This is a genomic window from Halobellus ordinarius (assembly GCF_031823395.1).
In the GTDB taxonomy this organism is placed as follows: Archaea; Halobacteriota; Halobacteria; order Halobacteriales; family Haloferacaceae; genus Haloquadratum; species Haloquadratum ordinarius.
Genome location: NZ_JAVQKJ010000015.1, coordinates 43312 through 59687 on the forward strand (window position 1 = coordinate 43312; position 16376 = coordinate 59687).

Genomic DNA, 16376 nt, shown 5'->3' on the forward strand with positions numbered 1-16376 from the left:
ATCGGTCGAGGCGGTGAGAGACGGCCGCCGATCCGGAAATCGGGGGCGAACAGCCGGCACAACCGCTCCCCACGCCGACGTGCCGAGCACCCGCTTCCCGGCGTGGGGCTGACGTCAGATCACGGCGACGGTGGTCCCGTAATCGTATATAAACGCTCGCCGGCGAACCCCAACCGGTAAGCGATTTCGTCAGTTGGGTAACGGTATGGACCCGAACCGGGAAGCGCGGGCGCTCGCAGAGCGCCTCCCGCTCGGACGGCTCGCCGCGCGGCTCGGCGGTTCCCTCGTCCGCCCCACCGACGACGGCTACGACGAGGCCCGCCGCGTCTGGAACGGGATGATAAACGAGTACCCGGCGGCGATCGCCTACTGCCGGTCGGTCGAGGACGTTCTCGGCTGCGTCGAATTCGCGCGAGACCACGACCTCGACGTCACCGTCCGGAGCGGCGGACACAGCGTCTCGGGCGCGTCGGTTATCTCCGGCGGCCTCGTCATCGACTGCTCGCGGATGGAGTGGGTACGCGTGGATCCGGAAGAGCGGACGGCCCGCGTCGGTCCGGGAGCGACCTGGGGAACCGTCGACCGAGCGACCCAGTCGTTCGGGCTGGCGACCCCCGGCGGTGTCTACGCCGACACCGGCGTCGCCGGACTCACCCTCGGCGGCGGGACGGGCTACCTCTCGCCGAAACACGGATTCACCTCGGACAACCTCCGGTCGGTCGACGTCGTCACCGGCCGCGGCGATCGCGTGACCGCAGATCCGACCCAGCACGAGGATCTCCTCTGGGCGGCCCGCGGCGGCGGGAGCGTCGGCGTCGTCACCGCCTTCGAGTTCGATCTGCATCCGCTCGATCACGAGGTCCGCTACTTCGAATCGTGGCTGCCGACGGAGGACGCCCCCGACGCACTCCGCGAGTACCGCCGGTACCAGCGGAACGCCCCTGACGAATCCTGCGTCTTTCCCTACTTCACGTCGGTCCCCGTGACGGACGAGTTCCCCGCCGACCGTCACGGAGACGCGGCGTTCGTTCTGGCTGGCGTCTACGCTGGCGACCCCGACATGGGACGCCGCGAACTCGAACCGTTCCGGGATCGGCCGGCGGCGTTCGCGGGCTCGACCGACGCGATGTCGTACACCGAACTCCAGTCGCTGTCGGACGAGGACTTCCCCGATGGCCGGCTCTACTACTGGAAGTCGGTCCCCGTCGCAGACCTCACAGACGAGGCGATCGCGGAGTTGCAGGTCGCTGCCGACCGCGCGCCTTCCCCCCGCTCGACGATCGTCGTCTGGCCGATGCACGGCGCAGTCGAGCGCCCACCGGATATCGCGGGCCCGGTCGCCGGTCGCGACGCGGCCGTGGTCGTCAATGTCGAGGCCGCGTGGGACGACCCCGCAGCGACGCCGGCGAACGTCGAGTGGGTGCGGGAGACTTGCGGGCGCTTCCGTGACCTGGGGGCGACACCCGGGACGCTCCCGAACTTCGCCGGCGGGCGCGATCCCGACGCCGACGACGTGTACTCAGGGCACGCCGAGCGACTCCGGGCGATCAGAGACCGGTACGATCCCGACGGGATCTTCGAATACGAACGCGCGTGACCGCGGGAGTTGGGAGTCTGCGGGGACGCTTCCCCGCGGCCGTTCGATTCGACGGCCACCGCCCCCGCAGCGGGCAGTATAAATAACGCGACGCCCAACCCGAAGATATGCAATACCGGACACTGGGCGACTCTGACGTCGAAGTGAGCGAGGTCGGCTTCGGCGCGTGGGTCGTCGGCACCGACTGGTGGGGCGACCGAACACGTGAGGACTCGATCGAACTGATCAGACACGCGATCGACGAGGGGATCACGTACTTCGACACCGGCGACGTCTACGGCCACGGCGACAGCGAGGACCTCCTCGGGGAGGCGCTCGGCGACGACCGCGAAGACGTCACGCTCGCCACGAAGGTCGGCTACGACTTCTACAACAACCCGCAGGCCGGCCACGGCGAACTCCCGAAAGAGATGACCGGCGAGTGGGTCCGCTCGGCGACCGAACAGAGCCTCGAACGGCTCGATACCGACTACATCGACGTCCTCCAACTCCACAACGCCAACGTCGACGAGGTCGACGCCGACGTCCTCGAAGCCCTCGACGAACTCCGCGAGGAGGGCCTCGTCCGCGCCGTCGGCTGGGCGCTCGGCCCGTCGATCGGCTGGCTCGCGGAGGGCGATATGGCGATCGAGGAGGAGTTCGACGCCGTCCAGCTGGTCTGGAACCTCTTCGAGCAGGAGGTCGGCAACCACTTCCTCGAGACGATCGAGGAGACGGGCTCCGCGACGAGCCTGATCCCGCGCGTCCCGCACTCCTCGGGCCTCTTGAACGAGCAGGTCACGCCCGAGACGGGTCACGACCTCGACGACCACCGCGGGTTCCGCCCCGACGCGTGGTACGAGACCGGCTGGGAGAAACTCGAAGCGCTGCGCTTCCTCGAACAGGACGGCGAGCGCACGATGGGCCAGGCCGCGATCGCGTACCTCCTCAGCCACGACCCCGTCGCGACCGTGACGCCGACGTTCCACACGAGGGCGGACATCACCGAGTGGGCCGCAGCCTCGGACGTGCCGAAACTCTCCGAGGAGGAACTGTCCCGCGTCGCCGAGCTCTACGAGACGAACTTCGGCGTCGACCGCGACGACGGGATGGACGAACTCCGCTCGTCGGTCGGCGGCGAGGACATTCGCGCTGCGGGCATCGACAAACGGGCGACGACCGGGCCGCGGAACCCGGCCTCGTCGGACTGATAATGATTACTCTCACTGTTTACCGCCGAGCGCCATCCCCGTTGGCGGCGCTCGGCGGGAAGAGACGAGAGTAATCATTATGCCCCCTTCGAGCGTGAACCGCAAGACGCTCTTCGCCGTGACGGTCGTCGCCCATCTCCTGTTGACGGCGTGGGTCCGACGCGACGCTCGAAAGCGCGATATCGACCCCTCGCCGTGGGACGCCCTGACGCTGCTGACGGGGATCGCCGGCGTCGTGGGCTACCGGCGGCGTCGGTGACGGCGGTCTCTACCGTCGAGACTGTCTATACGGCACAATTTCGACTCGAAATCGACAGTCACGCAACCCCTTCATTTCGCTTCGAAACCGACAGACTGCAGCGCGTCAGACGCTTCAGTCGCTGGAGTGGAAGTGGGGGTCAGTACCAAGCAGGTCTCTGGAGTGGAAGTGGGGATCAATACAAAGCAGGTCGCCGGAGTAGAAGTGAGGGTCAGTACAAAGCAGGTCGCCGGAGTAGAAGTGAGGGTCAGTACAAAGCAGGTCGCCGGAGTGAAAGCGTGGTCGAAAAACGGGGAACCGCGGTCGCTACGCGAGGAAGACGTGTCGTGGCCGGTCGGCCAGGACGTCGCGGCCCCACTTGACGGTCTCGCTGAACTCCTCGGACCGGAAGAACGCCATCGCGTTCTCGCGGGCGTCCCACTGGCTGGAAATGAACATATCGTTCTCGTCTTCGACGTTCACGAGCAGGTCGGTGTCGCGGTGGCCGTCCATCCCCTCCAGGACGTCCTCGACGTCGTCGAAGGTGTCGTGGAAGTCCTCGCGGTAGTCGGATTTGACGGTGTAGAACATCCCCATCGTCCCGAAGCCGGACTCCTCGCCGGCGCGGGAGACGACCTCGGGCAGTTCCGAGAGGAAGCCAGCGGCCGTCTCGGCGGCCGAGGCGGTGTCCCAGATGCTCACGACCGCCGAGCGGTCGCGGCCCCGCGCCTCGTAGACCGCGGTTTTCACGTGCGTGTCGTAGTGATCGAAGTTCCCGCGGAGGCCGTCGACCTCATCGAAGAGCTCGTCGGTGTCGGCTTCCGAGTAGAGGACGGTCGCGTAGACGTCCTCGCCGTGCGGCTGGCCGGCGTAGATGTCCAGGTCCGCGAGTTCCTCGCGGATGTCGTCCGGGTCGTCCGCGGCGGTGGCGTCTCCGCCTTCGCCGTGCGGCGAGTCGCCGTGGGCGCTCCCGCCGCCGTGTGCGCCACCGTGGCCGCCCGATCCGCCGTGAGCGGCGTCGCCGTGGGCGTGGCCGTGAGCTTCCCCGTGCGCTTGGGGCTCACTGGCCGGGGCGTCGTCGTGTTCGCTCGTCGGGACGGCCGCGCCTTCCAGGTACGCGCCGAGGTCCGCCGGCGGGAAGCGCCGGCCGACGTAGAACTGGCCGAACTCCCCGTACTTCGAGGATACCTCGTCGAAGCGCATATCGTAGACGATGTCTTTGATGTGCGTCGGGTCGTCCGAGAAGAGCGTGACGCCCCACTCGAAGTCGTCGAAGCCGACCGAGGAGGCGATGACCTGCTTGATCTTGCCGGCGTACTCCTTGCCGGTCTCGGCGTGGGTTGCCATCATCTCAGCCCGCTCGTCGAAGGGCAGGTCGTACCAGTTGTCTTCCTCGCCGCGCCGCTTCGACATCGGATAGAAGGAGACGTACTCGTCGTCGGGGATGTCAGGCGTCAGTTTCCCCTCCATATACCGGCGGACGCCCTCGTCGACGGATTCGGGGTCCTCGAAATACTCCGGCGTGGAGTAGCCCGAAATCTCGGTGACGGAAACGTAGGAGGTCGGCTGCTCGGTGAAGCCGGCGAGTGCACTCGCCTCGAAGCGCCGCTCGGCACGCGAGAGGTCGTCGAGCGTCGGGCGGAAGTGAACGACGAGGAGGTCGGCCTTGTGCCCGAGCACGGAGAACACCGCCGACGCACCCTCGTCGGCGTCGACGACGTCCTCGTGGCGGCGGAGGTACTCTGTCCCCTCCGCGATCGCCCGCTCGCGCTCGCGATCGGGGGCGTCCCGCCACGCGTCCCAATCGACGGTACGGAAGTCGTGCAGCACGAACCAGCCCTCGTCAGTCGGTGGGGCGTCTGGCATACGAATCGGTTGGCACGCCACCCCTATGGGCGTTGCGAGTCGCTCGCGGGAGAGGCTGTTGTGGGGGAGCGCACGATCCGAACGCCGGGATACACGGGTGACGACTGTTTGCGGTGTTTCGGGAGCGTACAGCAACGTATTTGCGCTCGAAGTCACTCTTGTTCAGACGTATGACTCTGAGGTGCTTCGGTTGCTGAACCCGATCGGCTGGGCCTACGTGGGGTTGTTCGCCGTCAGCGGACTCGTCTGTTTCGCTGCGATCCCCCGGGCGCAGAAGTTCGATGACCCAGAGATTCACCGCGGACTCGTCTGGCTGCTCGGGACGACCGGCACCTGGGCGGTTTTCAAAGTTGCCTTCTTCACCGTCCCGGATCCGTTCCGGCAAACCGCCTACACGATTGGGCTCGTGTTCGGCTTTGCCACCGTCTGGGCGTGGCTCTACTTCTGTTCGGCGTACACGGACCGGGTCTATCACAGAAACCGACTGGTCCGATGGATCAGCGTCGGCACCTTCGCCTCGGTCGTGTCGATCAAGCTCACGAACCCGCTCCACGGGCTGTACTTCACGACGCGGGAGGCGACGGTCCCGTTCAACTACCTCGTGATCGAACACGGAATCTTACACTGGAGCGTCACCGGCCTGTCATACGTGCTCGCTGCGGTCGGGATGTTCATGGTATTCGAGCTCTACTTGGAGTCCGGCTACGACGCCAAACCGCTGGCGGTGCTAACGGGATTGCTTGGCCTGCCCGTCGCACTCGACGTCGCTGCGCTCACAACACCACAGATTATCAACGTGATCTACGCGCCGATCGGGGTCGCAATCTTCAGTATCGGCGTGCTGTTCGTCTTTCAGCAGGAGTTCATTGCCGTCCAGAGCACGACACGGGCTGATGATCTGTCGATCTACGTCGACGACGGGGGACGGATCCGCGATTACTCGCGGGCGGTCCCGACTGTATTCCCCGAACTGGAAGATGCCGTCGGCGAGGAACTTTCGGGGGCGTTCCCGGCGCTTGCGGCGGCAATCGAGAGCGACGATCAGATCCTGACCCACGAGACGCCGGACGGGAAACAGTACTACTTCGTCTCGATGAGCGGCGTCACGTTCGGCGACTCGAACGCCAGAGTGATACTGCTCTCTGACGTCACCGAGTCGGAACGACAGCGACGGGCGCTGATCGAACGGGAACGGGAACTCGACGAACAGAACGAACTCTACCGCGCTATCATCGACGCGAGTTTCGACTTTATGTCCCGACTCGATCCCGACGGGCGATTCACCCACGTTTCGGCGCCGGTCGAGGACTTTCTGGGATACACGGCCGAGGAACTGGACGGCCGGCCGATCGCCGTCGTCGTGGCCGACGGCGAGGCGGTCGAGCGGGCCCAAACGCAACTCGATCGAATCCTGGACGGCGAGACGATCCAGGTGCGCGACTTTCCGCTGGAGACGAAGGCGGGAACGACTGTCTACGCCGATATCCGGGGGACGCCGGTGTACGACGGAAGCGTTCCGACCGAAGAGCGCACCCCCGCGGACATCGTCGGGATCCAGTTGATGACGCGCGATGCGACCGAACGGCGGCAGCGCGAGGGACTGATCAGCGTCATCAACCGCGTGTTGCGCCACAATCTGCGAAACGAGATGACCGTCATCACCGGCTACGCCGAGATGCTGGAGTCGGAACTCGAGGGGGAGCAGGCGGCGAAAGCGGAGGTCATCGGCTCGACGGCGAATCGGCTGCTGGATCTCAGCGAGTCGGCGCAGGTGATCGAGGAGAACCGGGAGCTGTCGGCCGATCTGGAGCCGACGGATATCGTTCCGGTGGTCGAACGCCTCGTCACGCAACTTGAAACCCAGTACGCCGACGCGTCGGTGTCAGTCGACGTGCCGGAGACGGCGATTGCGAAGACGCTCCCCCGGATCGAGATTGCGCTGTGGGAACTCGTCGACAACGCCGCGAAACACGGCGGCGAGCAGCCGTCGATCGAGATCGGAATCACGGTCGATCCCAACGTGGTGCGACTGCGGATCAGCGACGACGGACCGGGCCTCCCGGAGATCGAACGATCTGTCCTGACATCCGGCGAGGAGACCCAACTCGTCCACGGGAAGGGACTCGGACTGTGGCTCGTCTACTGGATCACCACCAGTCTCGACGGCGACGTCGACGTGACGGAGGCGGAGACGGGGACGACCGTCGAGATTCGCCTCCCGCGGCCGTCGTGATCACCCGCCGAGCACGGTCGGCCCGAACACGAGCAACAAAAGCGACAGCAGCATCGTCACGCCGATGCTGGTGGTGATGGTGGTGACCACCCGGTTCCGATCGGAGACGGGGAGCCGCGAGACCACCGCCTCCACGCTCGTCCGGAGGATCCGGCCGCCGTCGAGCGGGTAGCCGGGGATGCAGTTGAACAGCCCCAACTGGAGGTTGATCCACGCCATCCAGAAGGTGACGTTCGCGAGGAGGAACACGCCGGTCCCGAGGAACCCGAGCGGCCCGGTGATGCTATAGAAGTTGAACACGGCTCCGGTAAAGCCGGGGAAGTTCGGAATCCCGAGCACCAGCGAGGCCAACGGCAGGACCAGGGAGATGTAGACGGTCGACAGCGGCGAATCCGCGACCTGCCCGGCGAGGCCGGACGCGTCGGGGCCACCATCCCCGCCGAGCAGTTCGAGGTACGTCCCTGCCGGGTACGACTCAACGCCGAAGTCGGTCAGGAGCAACCCGCTCGTCCCGGGGAAGATGTTGACGCCGAGGAAGCCGCTGCCGTCCTGCGGGTTCTCCCCGAGCGTCACCTCGTGGGTCTCGATCGCGCCGTCGTGGTACAGCTCGACGGTTACCGTGTCGCCGGGATCGGTCGTATCGAGCACGCGGGAGAGTTCGGTCGAGGAAACGACGCGCTCGCCGTCGATCGCCGTCACGATGACGCCCGGATCGGTCGGCGCGCCGGCGTCCGCGAGCGGGCCGTCGGCCGCGACTCGGGTGAGATACGCACCGATCGGGACCGTGACCGTCCCGCGCTCGGTGTCGAGGGTGGCGTATCGGTCCTCGCCGACGGCCTCGGCGAATCCGGCCCGCGTGTAGACCGGCGTTCCGTTCACGTTCGTGACCGCGACCGGATCGTCCTCGACGCTGATGTTCGCGGGGTTGCCGGCGATAGAGCCCGCGACGACGAGTGACCGCTCGACGTCCACAGAGCGGGCCTCCGTCCCCGCGGCACTCTCACCGCCGTCGAGTTCGACAGAGACCGTCCGCGCGTTCGTGTCCAGAAGCGCCGCATCGAGGGTCGTTTCGTTGCTGACGGGCACGCCACCGACGGCGGTGATCCGATCGCCCTGCTCGATCCCCGCGTCGGCTGCAGGGGAGCCGCCGTAAGAGCCCTGCACGGCCATCCCGGGCGCGACAGCGATGCTCCCGATGATGGGGCCGAAGAGCAGCGCGAACGCGATGAACGTCACGAAGAGGTTGTTGGTCACGCCCGCCGCGAACATCCGGGTGCGACCCCCTCGGTCGGCGTTCCGCTGGCTCTCTTCGTCGGGCTGGACGAACGCGCCCAGCGGGATGATCGTCAACAGGAAGACGCCCATCGACTCGATGTCGATCTCCTCGACGCGACAGAGGATGCCGTGCCCGCCCTCGTGGACGACCAGTCCGACTAACAGGCCGAAGACGATCTCCGGAGCGACCGACAGCGGCAGAAAGTCGTTGACGCCGGGGATGACGAGGAAGTTCTGCGGCTGGTTCACCGAGGAGGCCGGCGGCGGGTCCCGGAGGATCGCGATCCCCTGCACGAGCAGAAACAGGAACATTCCCGTCATTATGACGAGCGTGGCGCCGACGCCGAGGTTTGTCCACGCCCGCCAGAACCGTTTCGGCGTCGCGATCCAGTCGATAAAGTCCCGCCCGCGTTTCGTGTGGACGGTCGTGAACGGTCCCTGGATGCGGACCGAAGAGGGCAACAGCCCGCGCTGTGAGAGGACGAGCGCGACCGCCGAGTAGGCCGCGAGTCCGACGAGCACCCACAGAAGCGTATTCATCACTCCATTCGAAGAGTCCGGTGGGGAAAGATGTTCCTCATCCACCTTTTTGCTGCGTCGGGTCGCGCTTCGCGCGACCGCTCCTTGCAAAAAGCTGGACCAAAAAAGGGCCGCTCGCTCGGCCTTCGGCCTCGCTCGCGGTCAAAATCCTTGATAACTTCCGTGGCTGCTCGGACTCCGGGTGATTGGTCGGGCTACACTTTCGCTCGTCTGCGCCCGCTCGAAGCTATCCCTGACAATGTCTTGCTCGCACTAAGCTTATTTATCCGACCCCGGCATTCGTTCGCGTATGCTCGGTGTTGGTCCCCGTACATTACAGTGGATAGCCGCCGGCGCGGTCGTGACGACGCTGGGTGTGCTCATCAAATACGTCGGCTGGACGTGGCTGTTGGCGGGCTACAGCGACTCGTCGTCGTCAGTTCCGGAGGAGGTCGTCCGAGATATCGCGGGCAATACGGTGCTGCGTATCGGAACCGCCCTCCTGACAGTCGGCGTGCTTGCGGCCGTGACGACCCTCCCGGCCTATATCGACGCCGTACTCGCAGGAGTGATCGTGCTGGCCGTCGCGCGACTCATCTACCGGCTGAACACGTGGTCGCCGTCACAGGCCACCTGACAGACCCGTCGGAGCCGCGAAGCGGGCCGCTCCGTCGAGTGCGATCGTCGAGGATCGGCTACCCCTCGCGTCGCAACCGCTTTACCACGAACTCCGTGTCGAGTTCGCCGAGGAACTCCCCGAGCCGCGGCCCCTGCGGCTGATCGAAGAAGAGCAGATAGCCCGCCTCGAAGAAGTCGCCGACGTCGATGTCGTTCCGGCGCGCCGTCTCGTACATCTCGCCCTGAATCGCCTCGCCGTCGTGGCCCTCGGCGACGAAGTCCGCGAGTTCCGAGAGCGCGGTGGCAACGTCCTCGGAGAAATCGACGTCCGGAAGCTCCTCCTGAATCCGGTAGTTGTACTCGTTGTCCAGCCGCTCGGCCCACGCGCGTGCCCGATCGACCCGTTCGAGGGCCTCCTCGATCGCCCACTCCGGTGTATCGTCGTCGAAGTACTCCTCGTTTCGGGCCATCTCGATCCGGAGGTCGCGGTCGTCGGTCATCCCCAGGACCGCCGCGAACGTGTACGGCAGGCGGACGCGGTCTTCGCGCACCTCGTCGACGACGAACGGATACGCCCGCTCGGCGAACGCCGAAAGCGTTTCGTCGTCGACGTCGCCGAAGTACGCCCGCTCGAAGCGGTCGAAGTCGTCGACCAGCTGGTCCAGCCGGGAGATGTCCAGATCGCGGGCTTTCCGCGGGTTCAAAGCGAAGAAGTACCGGAGCACCTCGGGTTCGAGCAGGTCGAGGATCTCGGGGACGGTGACGATGTTGCCCGCCGAGGAGGACAGCGCCTCGCCGTTGAGCGTGAACCACTCGTAGACCATCGGTTCGGGTGGTTCGATGCCGAGCACGGTGCGGGCGATGTCCTGTCCCGAGGGCCACGACCCCTCGGCGTGGTCCTTGCCGAACGGCTCGAAGTCGACGCCGAGCACCTGCCACTGGGCGGGCCACTCGAAACGCCACGGGAGTTTGCCCTCGCGGAACGTCGCGGTCCCCTCGTGGCCGCAACCCTCGATGGTGTTGTCGCCGACGGTCATATCGGTGCAGACGTACTCGACGGTCCCGGCGTCCAGATCGACCGACGTGACGGTCTCGGTGATCTTCCCACAGTCCGCACAGATCGGGTTGAACGGGACGTAGTCCTCGTCGACTTTCGCCTGGTACGCCGAGAGGACTTCCCGGGCGGTATCGGCGTGTTCGAGGACGTGCGCGACGACGTCGTCGAACGCGCCGGACTCATACATCTCGGTGTTCGAGAGCATCTCCACCGGAATATCGAGCCGCTCTGCGTCGGCCTGCAAAAGCGTCGCGAAGTGCGCGGCGTAGGACTCGGACTCGCCGAACGGATCGGGGATGTCGGTGTACGGCTTCCCCAGATTCCTGCCGAGCGCGCCCGCGTCGACGTCGCCGAGGCCGACGATGTTGCCGTCCGTGTCGGCGAGTTTGCGGGGCAGTTTCCGGAGCGGATCCCGGTCGTCGCTGGTGAACACCTGTCTGACCTCGTACCCGCGCTCGCGGAGGACCGCGGCGACGAAGTACCCGCGCATCACCTCGTTGAAATTGCCCAGATGAGCGACGCCGGAGGGAGAGACGCCGCCCTTGATGACGATCGGCTCCTCCGGCGCTCTCGCCTCGATCTCGTCGGCGATTTCCTCGGCCCAGAACGCGCGACGGGAAGTCTCTCGCTCACTCGCGGACTCGCCCTCACCGTCCCCGTTTCCGGCCATCGTTATCGCACCGTCCAGTAACTCGGCTCGCCGTCGACACCCGTCGGGACCACGTCAGTGCCGTTGTGCTCCCCGCGAAGGACGGCATCCTGAATCCGTTCGGGATCGGTCCCGTCGAGGACGATCGTCCGCATCTCCGAGCGCTCGATGAGTTTCGCCGCCAGGAGGTCGACCGGCGCCGACGCGCCCGCATCGCGGCTCATCGGCGCGACCACGTCGACGAGTTCGGTGCCAGTCAGCCGGTCGTACTTCTCTGCACTCTCGTCGACGCTCGGATCGGCGTTGTAGACGCCGTCGACGCTCGTCGCGTACACGAGCAGGTCGGCGCCGACGTACTCCGCGAGCGCTGCCGCGACCGCATCCGTGGTCTGCCCTGGCATCACGCCGCCCATCACCGAGACGTCGCCCCGCCGGAGCGCGTCACCCGCGTCCTCGTAGCTGTGTGCCACCTTCGGATCGACAATCGACCCAATCGCAGCGATGAGCAGCCGGGCGTTGATTCGCGTCACGTCGATGCCGATCTGGTCCAGTTGGACCTCGTTTGCGCCCAACTCGCGGGCCGTGCCGATGTACTCGCGGGCGACGCCCCCGCCGCCGACGACGGCACCGACCTCACAGCCTTCGGCGACGAGCGTCTCGACGACCGCTGCGTGGCCTTCGACGCGCCCCGCGTCCAGATCCGGCGCGAGCACGCTCCCACCGATGGAGACGACGACTCTCATTGCCCCGTCGTTGCCGCGAACCGGGCTTAAGGGTTGTCAACCACGATGCAGCCAGTCGTCTCCCGGCGCCGGCTCTGACCGCTCGGCCGGATCCGACGGGGGTGGCACAGGCGACAGTATAAAGCCGATCGCCGCCCCGACTGCGGAGTATGCAGATACTCGGAATCGTCGGCCCCGAATCGCGGCGGCTGTGTGAGCGCGTCGGCCCACATCTGGATGGGCGCGTTGCGGTCGTCGAACAGCGTGACGACGGACCGTCCGGAAACGGTCCATCCCGGCCTGACGGCGTCGACACGGCCTACGGTCTCACAGCCGACGGCACGTGGACCGGAACGGGAACTGACCGGAGCCTCGATACGCTCCTCGATGACCTCGCGGCGACCTACGACCACGCGTTGCTCGTCGACTTCCCCGATGCGGACGTCCCGACGGTGTCGATCGACGGCACCGAAGCGGAGAACGTCGTCGTCGAGGCGTCGACGGCGACCGACGTGGACCTCGAACCCGTTCTCGACGCGCTCGCGGACGCCGAACCCTACGTGACACTGGAAACGCTCGTCGAACGGGTGAAAGCGTCACCACGCGCCGAACGCGCGGGCGCCATCGCGACGTTCACCGGGTGCGTCCGGGAGAGAGATGGCGAGGAAGACCCCCGGACGCTCTCTTTGACGTTCGAGAAGTACGAGGGCGTCGCCGACGACCGTCTGCGGACGATCGAATCCGAGCTGATGGAGCGTGAGGGCGTCGAGGAAGTGGCGCTTTTCCACCGGACCGGCACGATCGACGCGGGCGAGGACATCGTGTTCGTCGTCGTCCTCGCCGGCCACCGCGACGAGGCGTTCGAGACGGTCTCGGACGGCATCGATCGGCTGAAGGACGAAGTCCCGATCTTCAAAAGAGAGACGACTGTCGAGGAGGACTTCTGGGTCCACGATCGGCCGTAGTGGTGTGCCGAAAGCACCTCTTACGAGATCCGCAGTCCGGCTACTCGAACGTGTCTCACGCGGTAGTTATAGCCTGAACAGGCGCAATACCACGGCCTTCAGGCCGTGGATACGCGCCGCCACCTGGGAGAGAATCCACGTTCGACGACCTTCCCTGAGTTTCGGAACACTGGCGCTTAAGTGACAGGTAACCCTCTCAGCAGGGAGGAATCGGTCGGAACGGAGCGGATTCCGAACCGTCCTTCGGAGGCGGCCTGTCCGCCCACGTAACGAGGCAGTATCCGAAAGACGGCCGGTGAACGCCACATCCTCGAAGGGTGTGCCGATGTGCCGACTGCTCAAAGCACGCGACACGATACCCCCGACTCTACTGACGCCTGCTGGCGCCCCCGTGGCACAAACAACACCGGGACGCCAAATATCGCCGAGGATAGGGGTAACGGCCACTTGGCATGGCCAGCAGTCCACCAGTCCGACGTTGTGGGACTACCCGTGCCCGAAAGGACTGGGAGTCCGGTGAGTGGACTGTAAACCTGAAACTCCCACCGCTCGGGATTCCTCCGGCTGAAGCCGGAGGGGGATGTCAATCCGCAAGCAGAGTCGCTGTCGACCGCGCGCGCCGGCCGTAGTCGGCGGATCTTCACCGTGCACGCCGGCGAAAACTGCGAGATGAGCCCGTTGCGTGCGGATATAATATTCTTATTTCAATCGAAGAAATAAAAACTCTAAGAAGTTTTTAAAACATCTAGTTTACTTTAAGCAGTTTTTGAAACATCGATTATACCCGATTTTACCGGTAAAGAGACCCGAATTTCCACTAACGTTCATCCGTTTATATACTCCCCCGAGAACAAGCCGAGAGCGAGGTGACATAGATGAGCGCAACCGCGACACCCTCCACCGAGTCCGCGAGCGAAGAGCCGTCCAAAGAGGAACGGCTGAAATCCTATCTGCTCACGAAGGCAGAAGACGGCGAGATGTACTTCAAATCGAAGTTCATCGCCGACGAGGTCGGTCTCTCACCGAAGGAGATCGGCGCCCTGATGGTGAAGCTCAAGGACTCGGCCTCCGAGTTAACCGTCGAGAAGTGGTCGTACACGAGCGCGACCACGTGGCGAGTCGAACCCGCCGAGACGGCGTAGCCGGTCCGAACGTCACACTCCGACGAGACGCAACTGCCTCGCCGCCCCGAGGTCCCCAGCCGCCCGGTCCCGCTGTCCGTCGTCGCGGAGTTTATCCGGCTGTATCACGTACCGGTATCCGATGGATTCCCGCGATACGGCGGCGGAACCGCCGGTCGACGCCCTTCGGTCCGTCTTTCATCTCCACGAGACGCGACGCGACGGCGATCGGGTGCTGTTTTACGGCGAATCGCTGGTGCCCGAGCGAATGCTGGTCCGTGAGGTCTGGGAGGCGTTCCGCGAGGCCGGCTACGAAGTCCAGGTGGCCACAGCCCGGGGCGGCCGGGAGGACGTCGTCGTCGCCCGGCCGGTCCAGTCCGGGATCGACGGCATCCCCTGGAAGAATATCGGGCTGTTCCTCGCGACGATCGCCTCGACGCTGCTCGTCGGGGCGCTGACGTGGTACTACATCCCGGCCGACGAACTGCTCGCGAACCCGCTTGCCGTCTTCCGAGCGTGGCCCTTCACCGCGGCCGTGCTCGGCGTCCTCGCGACGCACGAACTCGGCCACTACGTGATGGGCCGGTACCACGGCGTCGACGTGTCGCTGCCGTACGTGATCCCCTTTATTTTCCCGTTCGGAACGCTCGGAGCCGTCATCCGGATGCGCGGCCAGATGCCGGATCGGAAGGCACTCTTCGATATCGGCGTCGCGGGGCCGCTCGCGGGGCTGGCGGCGACGATCGTCGTCACCGCGATCGGCCTGTCGCTGCCGCCGGTCGAGGTGCCGGCGTGGGCGCTGGAGGGGAGCAGCCGGGTCATCGTGTTCAACAACCCGCCGCTTTTGGACCTCATCGCGACAGCTCTCGGTGAGCCCACGGAGTATACCGATCCGGCGGTCTCGGTCAACCCCGTCATCATCGGCGGCTGGGTCGGGATGTTCTTCACCGTGCTGAACCTGCTTCCCGTGGGCCAACTCGACGGTGGCCACATCGTCCGGGCGATGCTAGGCGAGTCCCAGGAGCGCGTCGCCGCGCTCGTCCCCGCTGCCCTGTTTGGCCTCGCCGCGTATCTCCACTACGTACTCGGCTACGCTATCGACGAATCCGTCGGGCTCTGGGGCTTCTGGGGCCTGCTCTCGGCGGTGATCGCCTTCAAGGGGCCCGCGAACCCGATCGACGAGTCGCCGCTCGGCACGCCGCGGTTGCTCGTCGGCGTCGCGACGTTCGCGCTGGGGGCGCTGTGCTTCCTGCTCGTTCCGATCGAAGTGATGACCGTCTGATACTGATTACTCTCACTGTTTCCCGCCGAGCGCTACCCCCCGTTGGCGGCGTTCGGCGGGAAGAGACGAGAGTAATCAGTATGAGGTGATCCGTCGGGCCGAACTCAGCAGAGCGCGACTTCGCCGTCGCCGCCGATATGCTTCACTCGTGCGTGTACCCCTCGTCTTCGAGCGGTTCGCCGTCGAGGCGGACGCCGTCGCCGACGACCTCGCCGACGACGCTGAGCGGCACCGGCGCGGCCGCGCGAGCATCCTCGACAGCGGCGGGGGGCAGGGTACAGACGAGTTCGAAGTCCTCGCCGACGGTCGTCGCCATCTGCCGCCGGTCAGTCGCGTCGGCCGCGTAGTCGTCGACCGCCGGGTGGACCGGGATCGCATCCCACGAGACCTCGAAGCCGACGTCCGAGGCCTCCGCGAGCTGATGCAGCGAGCGCGCCAGCCCGTCGGAGGAGTCCATCATCGCGGTCGCGTGGGGCGCGAGCGCGAGGCCGGCGTCGGTGCGCGGCTGAAACCGGAAGAGTTCGTTCCCGCAGTCGATGTCGTCGGCCCCGAAGGCCCGGAGGCCGGCTGCCGTCCGTCCGAGTGTGCCGGTGACGCAGACGACGTCGCCCGGACTGGCGCCGCGACGCCGGACCGGGTCGTCCGACTCCCCGAGGGCGGTCGTCGCGACGGTGAACTCCGCGGCGGTGTCGAGGTCGCCGCCCACGTACTCGGCGCCCACGCCCTCGCAGACGTCGACCGCGCCGTCGAGGAAGGCGTCGAGTTCCGCTTCGTCGAGTGCCGGCGCGGCGTAGGCGGCGACAGCGGCGGTCGGCTCGGCGCCCATCGCGGCGACGTCCGAGAGCGACGCGCCGACGGCCCGCCAGCCCGCGGTGTAGCGCGTCGTTCCCGGCGGGAAGTCCGTCGCCTCGTGGAGCATATCCGTCGTCACGACGAGGCCGTCCACGACGGCGGCGTCGTCACCCGCGGACGGGAGGGCGGCCGCGAGTCGACGGAGCGCCGAGCGTTCGTCCATAGGTCGCATCCGGCCCGCCCGGGCAAAAA

General features: G+C 66.2%; 13 protein-coding genes. 8 read left to right on the forward strand and 5 right to left on the reverse strand.

Going from position 1 to position 16376, the window contains the following annotated elements; translation table 11 throughout:
- Positions 1 to 205: 205 nt before the first annotated feature.
- From RJT48_RS18500 to RJT48_RS18510, 3 genes are all read left to right on the forward strand, one after another.
- Positions 206 to 1597: an FAD-binding oxidoreductase gene (locus RJT48_RS18500; protein WP_311173836.1), complete on the forward strand. Its 1392-nt coding sequence runs from the start codon at positions 206 to 208 to the stop codon at positions 1595 to 1597.
- Between the two features lie 107 nt (positions 1598 to 1704).
- Positions 1705 to 2787, forward strand: coding sequence for an aldo/keto reductase (locus RJT48_RS18505; protein ID WP_311173837.1), 1083 nt, complete (start codon positions 1705 to 1707; stop codon positions 2785 to 2787).
- A 79-nt stretch (positions 2788 to 2866) separates the two neighbouring features.
- Positions 2867 to 3046 (forward strand): hypothetical protein, encoded by a 180-nt coding sequence (locus tag RJT48_RS18510; RefSeq protein WP_311173838.1) that lies wholly within the window; start codon positions 2867 to 2869, stop codon positions 3044 to 3046.
- Positions 3047 to 3352: 306 nt separating this feature from the next.
- Here the strand turns inward: RJT48_RS18510 and RJT48_RS18515 are convergent, their stop codons facing one another.
- Positions 3353 to 4891, reverse strand: coding sequence for a heme-binding protein (locus tag RJT48_RS18515; protein ID WP_311173839.1), 1539 nt, complete (start codon positions 4889 to 4891; stop codon positions 3353 to 3355).
- A 181-nt stretch (positions 4892 to 5072) separates the two neighbouring features.
- On the opposite strand from RJT48_RS18515, the gene RJT48_RS18520 reads away from it, so the two are divergent.
- Positions 5073 to 7124 carry an ATP-binding protein gene (locus tag RJT48_RS18520; protein WP_311173840.1) on the forward strand — a complete coding sequence of 684 codons (2052 nt, stop codon included), beginning with the start codon at positions 5073 to 5075 and terminating at the stop codon, positions 7122 to 7124.
- On the opposite strand, the gene RJT48_RS18525 is transcribed toward RJT48_RS18520, so the two are convergent.
- Positions 7125 to 8939 carry a site-2 protease family protein gene (locus RJT48_RS18525; RefSeq protein ID WP_311173841.1) on the reverse strand — a complete coding sequence of 605 codons (1815 nt, stop codon included), beginning with the start codon at positions 8937 to 8939 and terminating at the stop codon, positions 7125 to 7127.
- A gap of 289 nt (positions 8940 to 9228) precedes the next feature.
- On the opposite strand from RJT48_RS18525, the gene RJT48_RS18530 reads away from it, so the two are divergent.
- Positions 9229 to 9555, forward strand: coding sequence for a DUF3784 domain-containing protein (locus RJT48_RS18530; RefSeq protein WP_311173842.1), 327 nt, complete (start codon positions 9229 to 9231; stop codon positions 9553 to 9555).
- Between the two features lie 58 nt (positions 9556 to 9613).
- Here the strand turns inward: RJT48_RS18530 and lysS are convergent, their stop codons facing one another.
- Both lysS and pyrH read right to left on the reverse strand, forming a co-directional pair.
- A complete protein-coding gene (gene lysS, locus RJT48_RS18535) occupies positions 9614 to 11263 on the reverse strand; it encodes a lysine--tRNA ligase (RefSeq protein WP_311173843.1) in 1650 nt (549 codons plus the stop codon).
- Between the two features lie 2 nt (positions 11264 to 11265).
- Positions 11266 to 11985: a UMP kinase gene (pyrH, locus tag RJT48_RS18540; protein WP_311173844.1), complete on the reverse strand. Its 720-nt coding sequence runs from the start codon at positions 11983 to 11985 to the stop codon at positions 11266 to 11268.
- Between the two features lie 149 nt (positions 11986 to 12134).
- Here pyrH and RJT48_RS18545 point away from each other — a divergent pair, with 149 nt between their 5' ends.
- The 3 genes from RJT48_RS18545 to RJT48_RS18555 all read left to right on the forward strand — a co-directional run bounded on the left by RJT48_RS18545 (position 12135) and on the right by RJT48_RS18555 (position 15332).
- Positions 12135 to 12929 carry a molybdopterin synthase gene (locus RJT48_RS18545; RefSeq protein ID WP_311173845.1) on the forward strand — a complete coding sequence of 265 codons (795 nt, stop codon included), beginning with the start codon at positions 12135 to 12137 and terminating at the stop codon, positions 12927 to 12929.
- An 875-nt stretch (positions 12930 to 13804) separates the two neighbouring features.
- Positions 13805 to 14071 carry a DUF7123 family protein gene (locus RJT48_RS18550; RefSeq protein WP_311173846.1) on the forward strand — a complete coding sequence of 89 codons (267 nt, stop codon included), beginning with the start codon at positions 13805 to 13807 and terminating at the stop codon, positions 14069 to 14071.
- 121 nt (positions 14072 to 14192) lie between these two features.
- Positions 14193 to 15332 carry a site-2 protease family protein gene (locus tag RJT48_RS18555; protein WP_311173847.1) on the forward strand — a complete coding sequence of 380 codons (1140 nt, stop codon included), beginning with the start codon at positions 14193 to 14195 and terminating at the stop codon, positions 15330 to 15332.
- 142 nt (positions 15333 to 15474) lie between these two features.
- Here RJT48_RS18555 and thiL read toward each other — a convergent pair whose 3' ends face one another.
- Positions 15475 to 16347: a thiamine-phosphate kinase gene (gene thiL / locus RJT48_RS18560; RefSeq protein WP_311173848.1), complete on the reverse strand. Its 873-nt coding sequence runs from the start codon at positions 16345 to 16347 to the stop codon at positions 15475 to 15477.
- Between the last annotated feature and the right edge of the window lie 29 nt (positions 16348 to 16376).

What these genes read in the sequence shown, in the direction of transcription:
- RJT48_RS18500 (WP_311173836.1), top strand. Translation starts at nt 206, where the DNA reads ATGGACCCGAACCGGGAAGCGCGGGCGCTCGCAGAGCGCCTCCCGCTC.
- RJT48_RS18505 (WP_311173837.1), top strand. Translation starts at nt 1,705, where the DNA reads ATGCAATACCGGACACTGGGCGACTCTGACGTCGAAGTGAGCGAGGTC.
- RJT48_RS18510 (WP_311173838.1), top strand. Translation starts at nt 2,867, where the DNA reads ATGCCCCCTTCGAGCGTGAACCGCAAGACGCTCTTCGCCGTGACGGTC.
- RJT48_RS18515 (WP_311173839.1), bottom strand. Translation starts at nt 4,891, where the DNA reads ATGCCAGACGCCCCACCGACTGACGAGGGCTGGTTCGTGCTGCACGAC.
- RJT48_RS18525 (WP_311173841.1), bottom strand. Translation starts at nt 8,939, where the DNA reads ATGAATACGCTTCTGTGGGTGCTCGTCGGACTCGCGGCCTACTCGGCG.
- RJT48_RS18530 (WP_311173842.1), top strand. Translation starts at nt 9,229, where the DNA reads ATGCTCGGTGTTGGTCCCCGTACATTACAGTGGATAGCCGCCGGCGCG.
- lysS (WP_311173843.1), bottom strand. Translation starts at nt 11,263, where the DNA reads ATGGCCGGAAACGGGGACGGTGAGGGCGAGTCCGCGAGTGAGCGAGAG.
- pyrH (WP_311173844.1), bottom strand. Translation starts at nt 11,985, where the DNA reads ATGAGAGTCGTCGTCTCCATCGGTGGGAGCGTGCTCGCGCCGGATCTG.
- RJT48_RS18545 (WP_311173845.1), top strand. Translation starts at nt 12,135, where the DNA reads ATGCAGATACTCGGAATCGTCGGCCCCGAATCGCGGCGGCTGTGTGAG.
- RJT48_RS18550 (WP_311173846.1), top strand. Translation starts at nt 13,805, where the DNA reads ATGAGCGCAACCGCGACACCCTCCACCGAGTCCGCGAGCGAAGAGCCG.
- RJT48_RS18555 (WP_311173847.1), top strand. Translation starts at nt 14,193, where the DNA reads ATGGATTCCCGCGATACGGCGGCGGAACCGCCGGTCGACGCCCTTCGG.
- thiL (WP_311173848.1), bottom strand. Translation starts at nt 16,347, where the DNA reads ATGGACGAACGCTCGGCGCTCCGTCGACTCGCGGCCGCCCTCCCGTCC.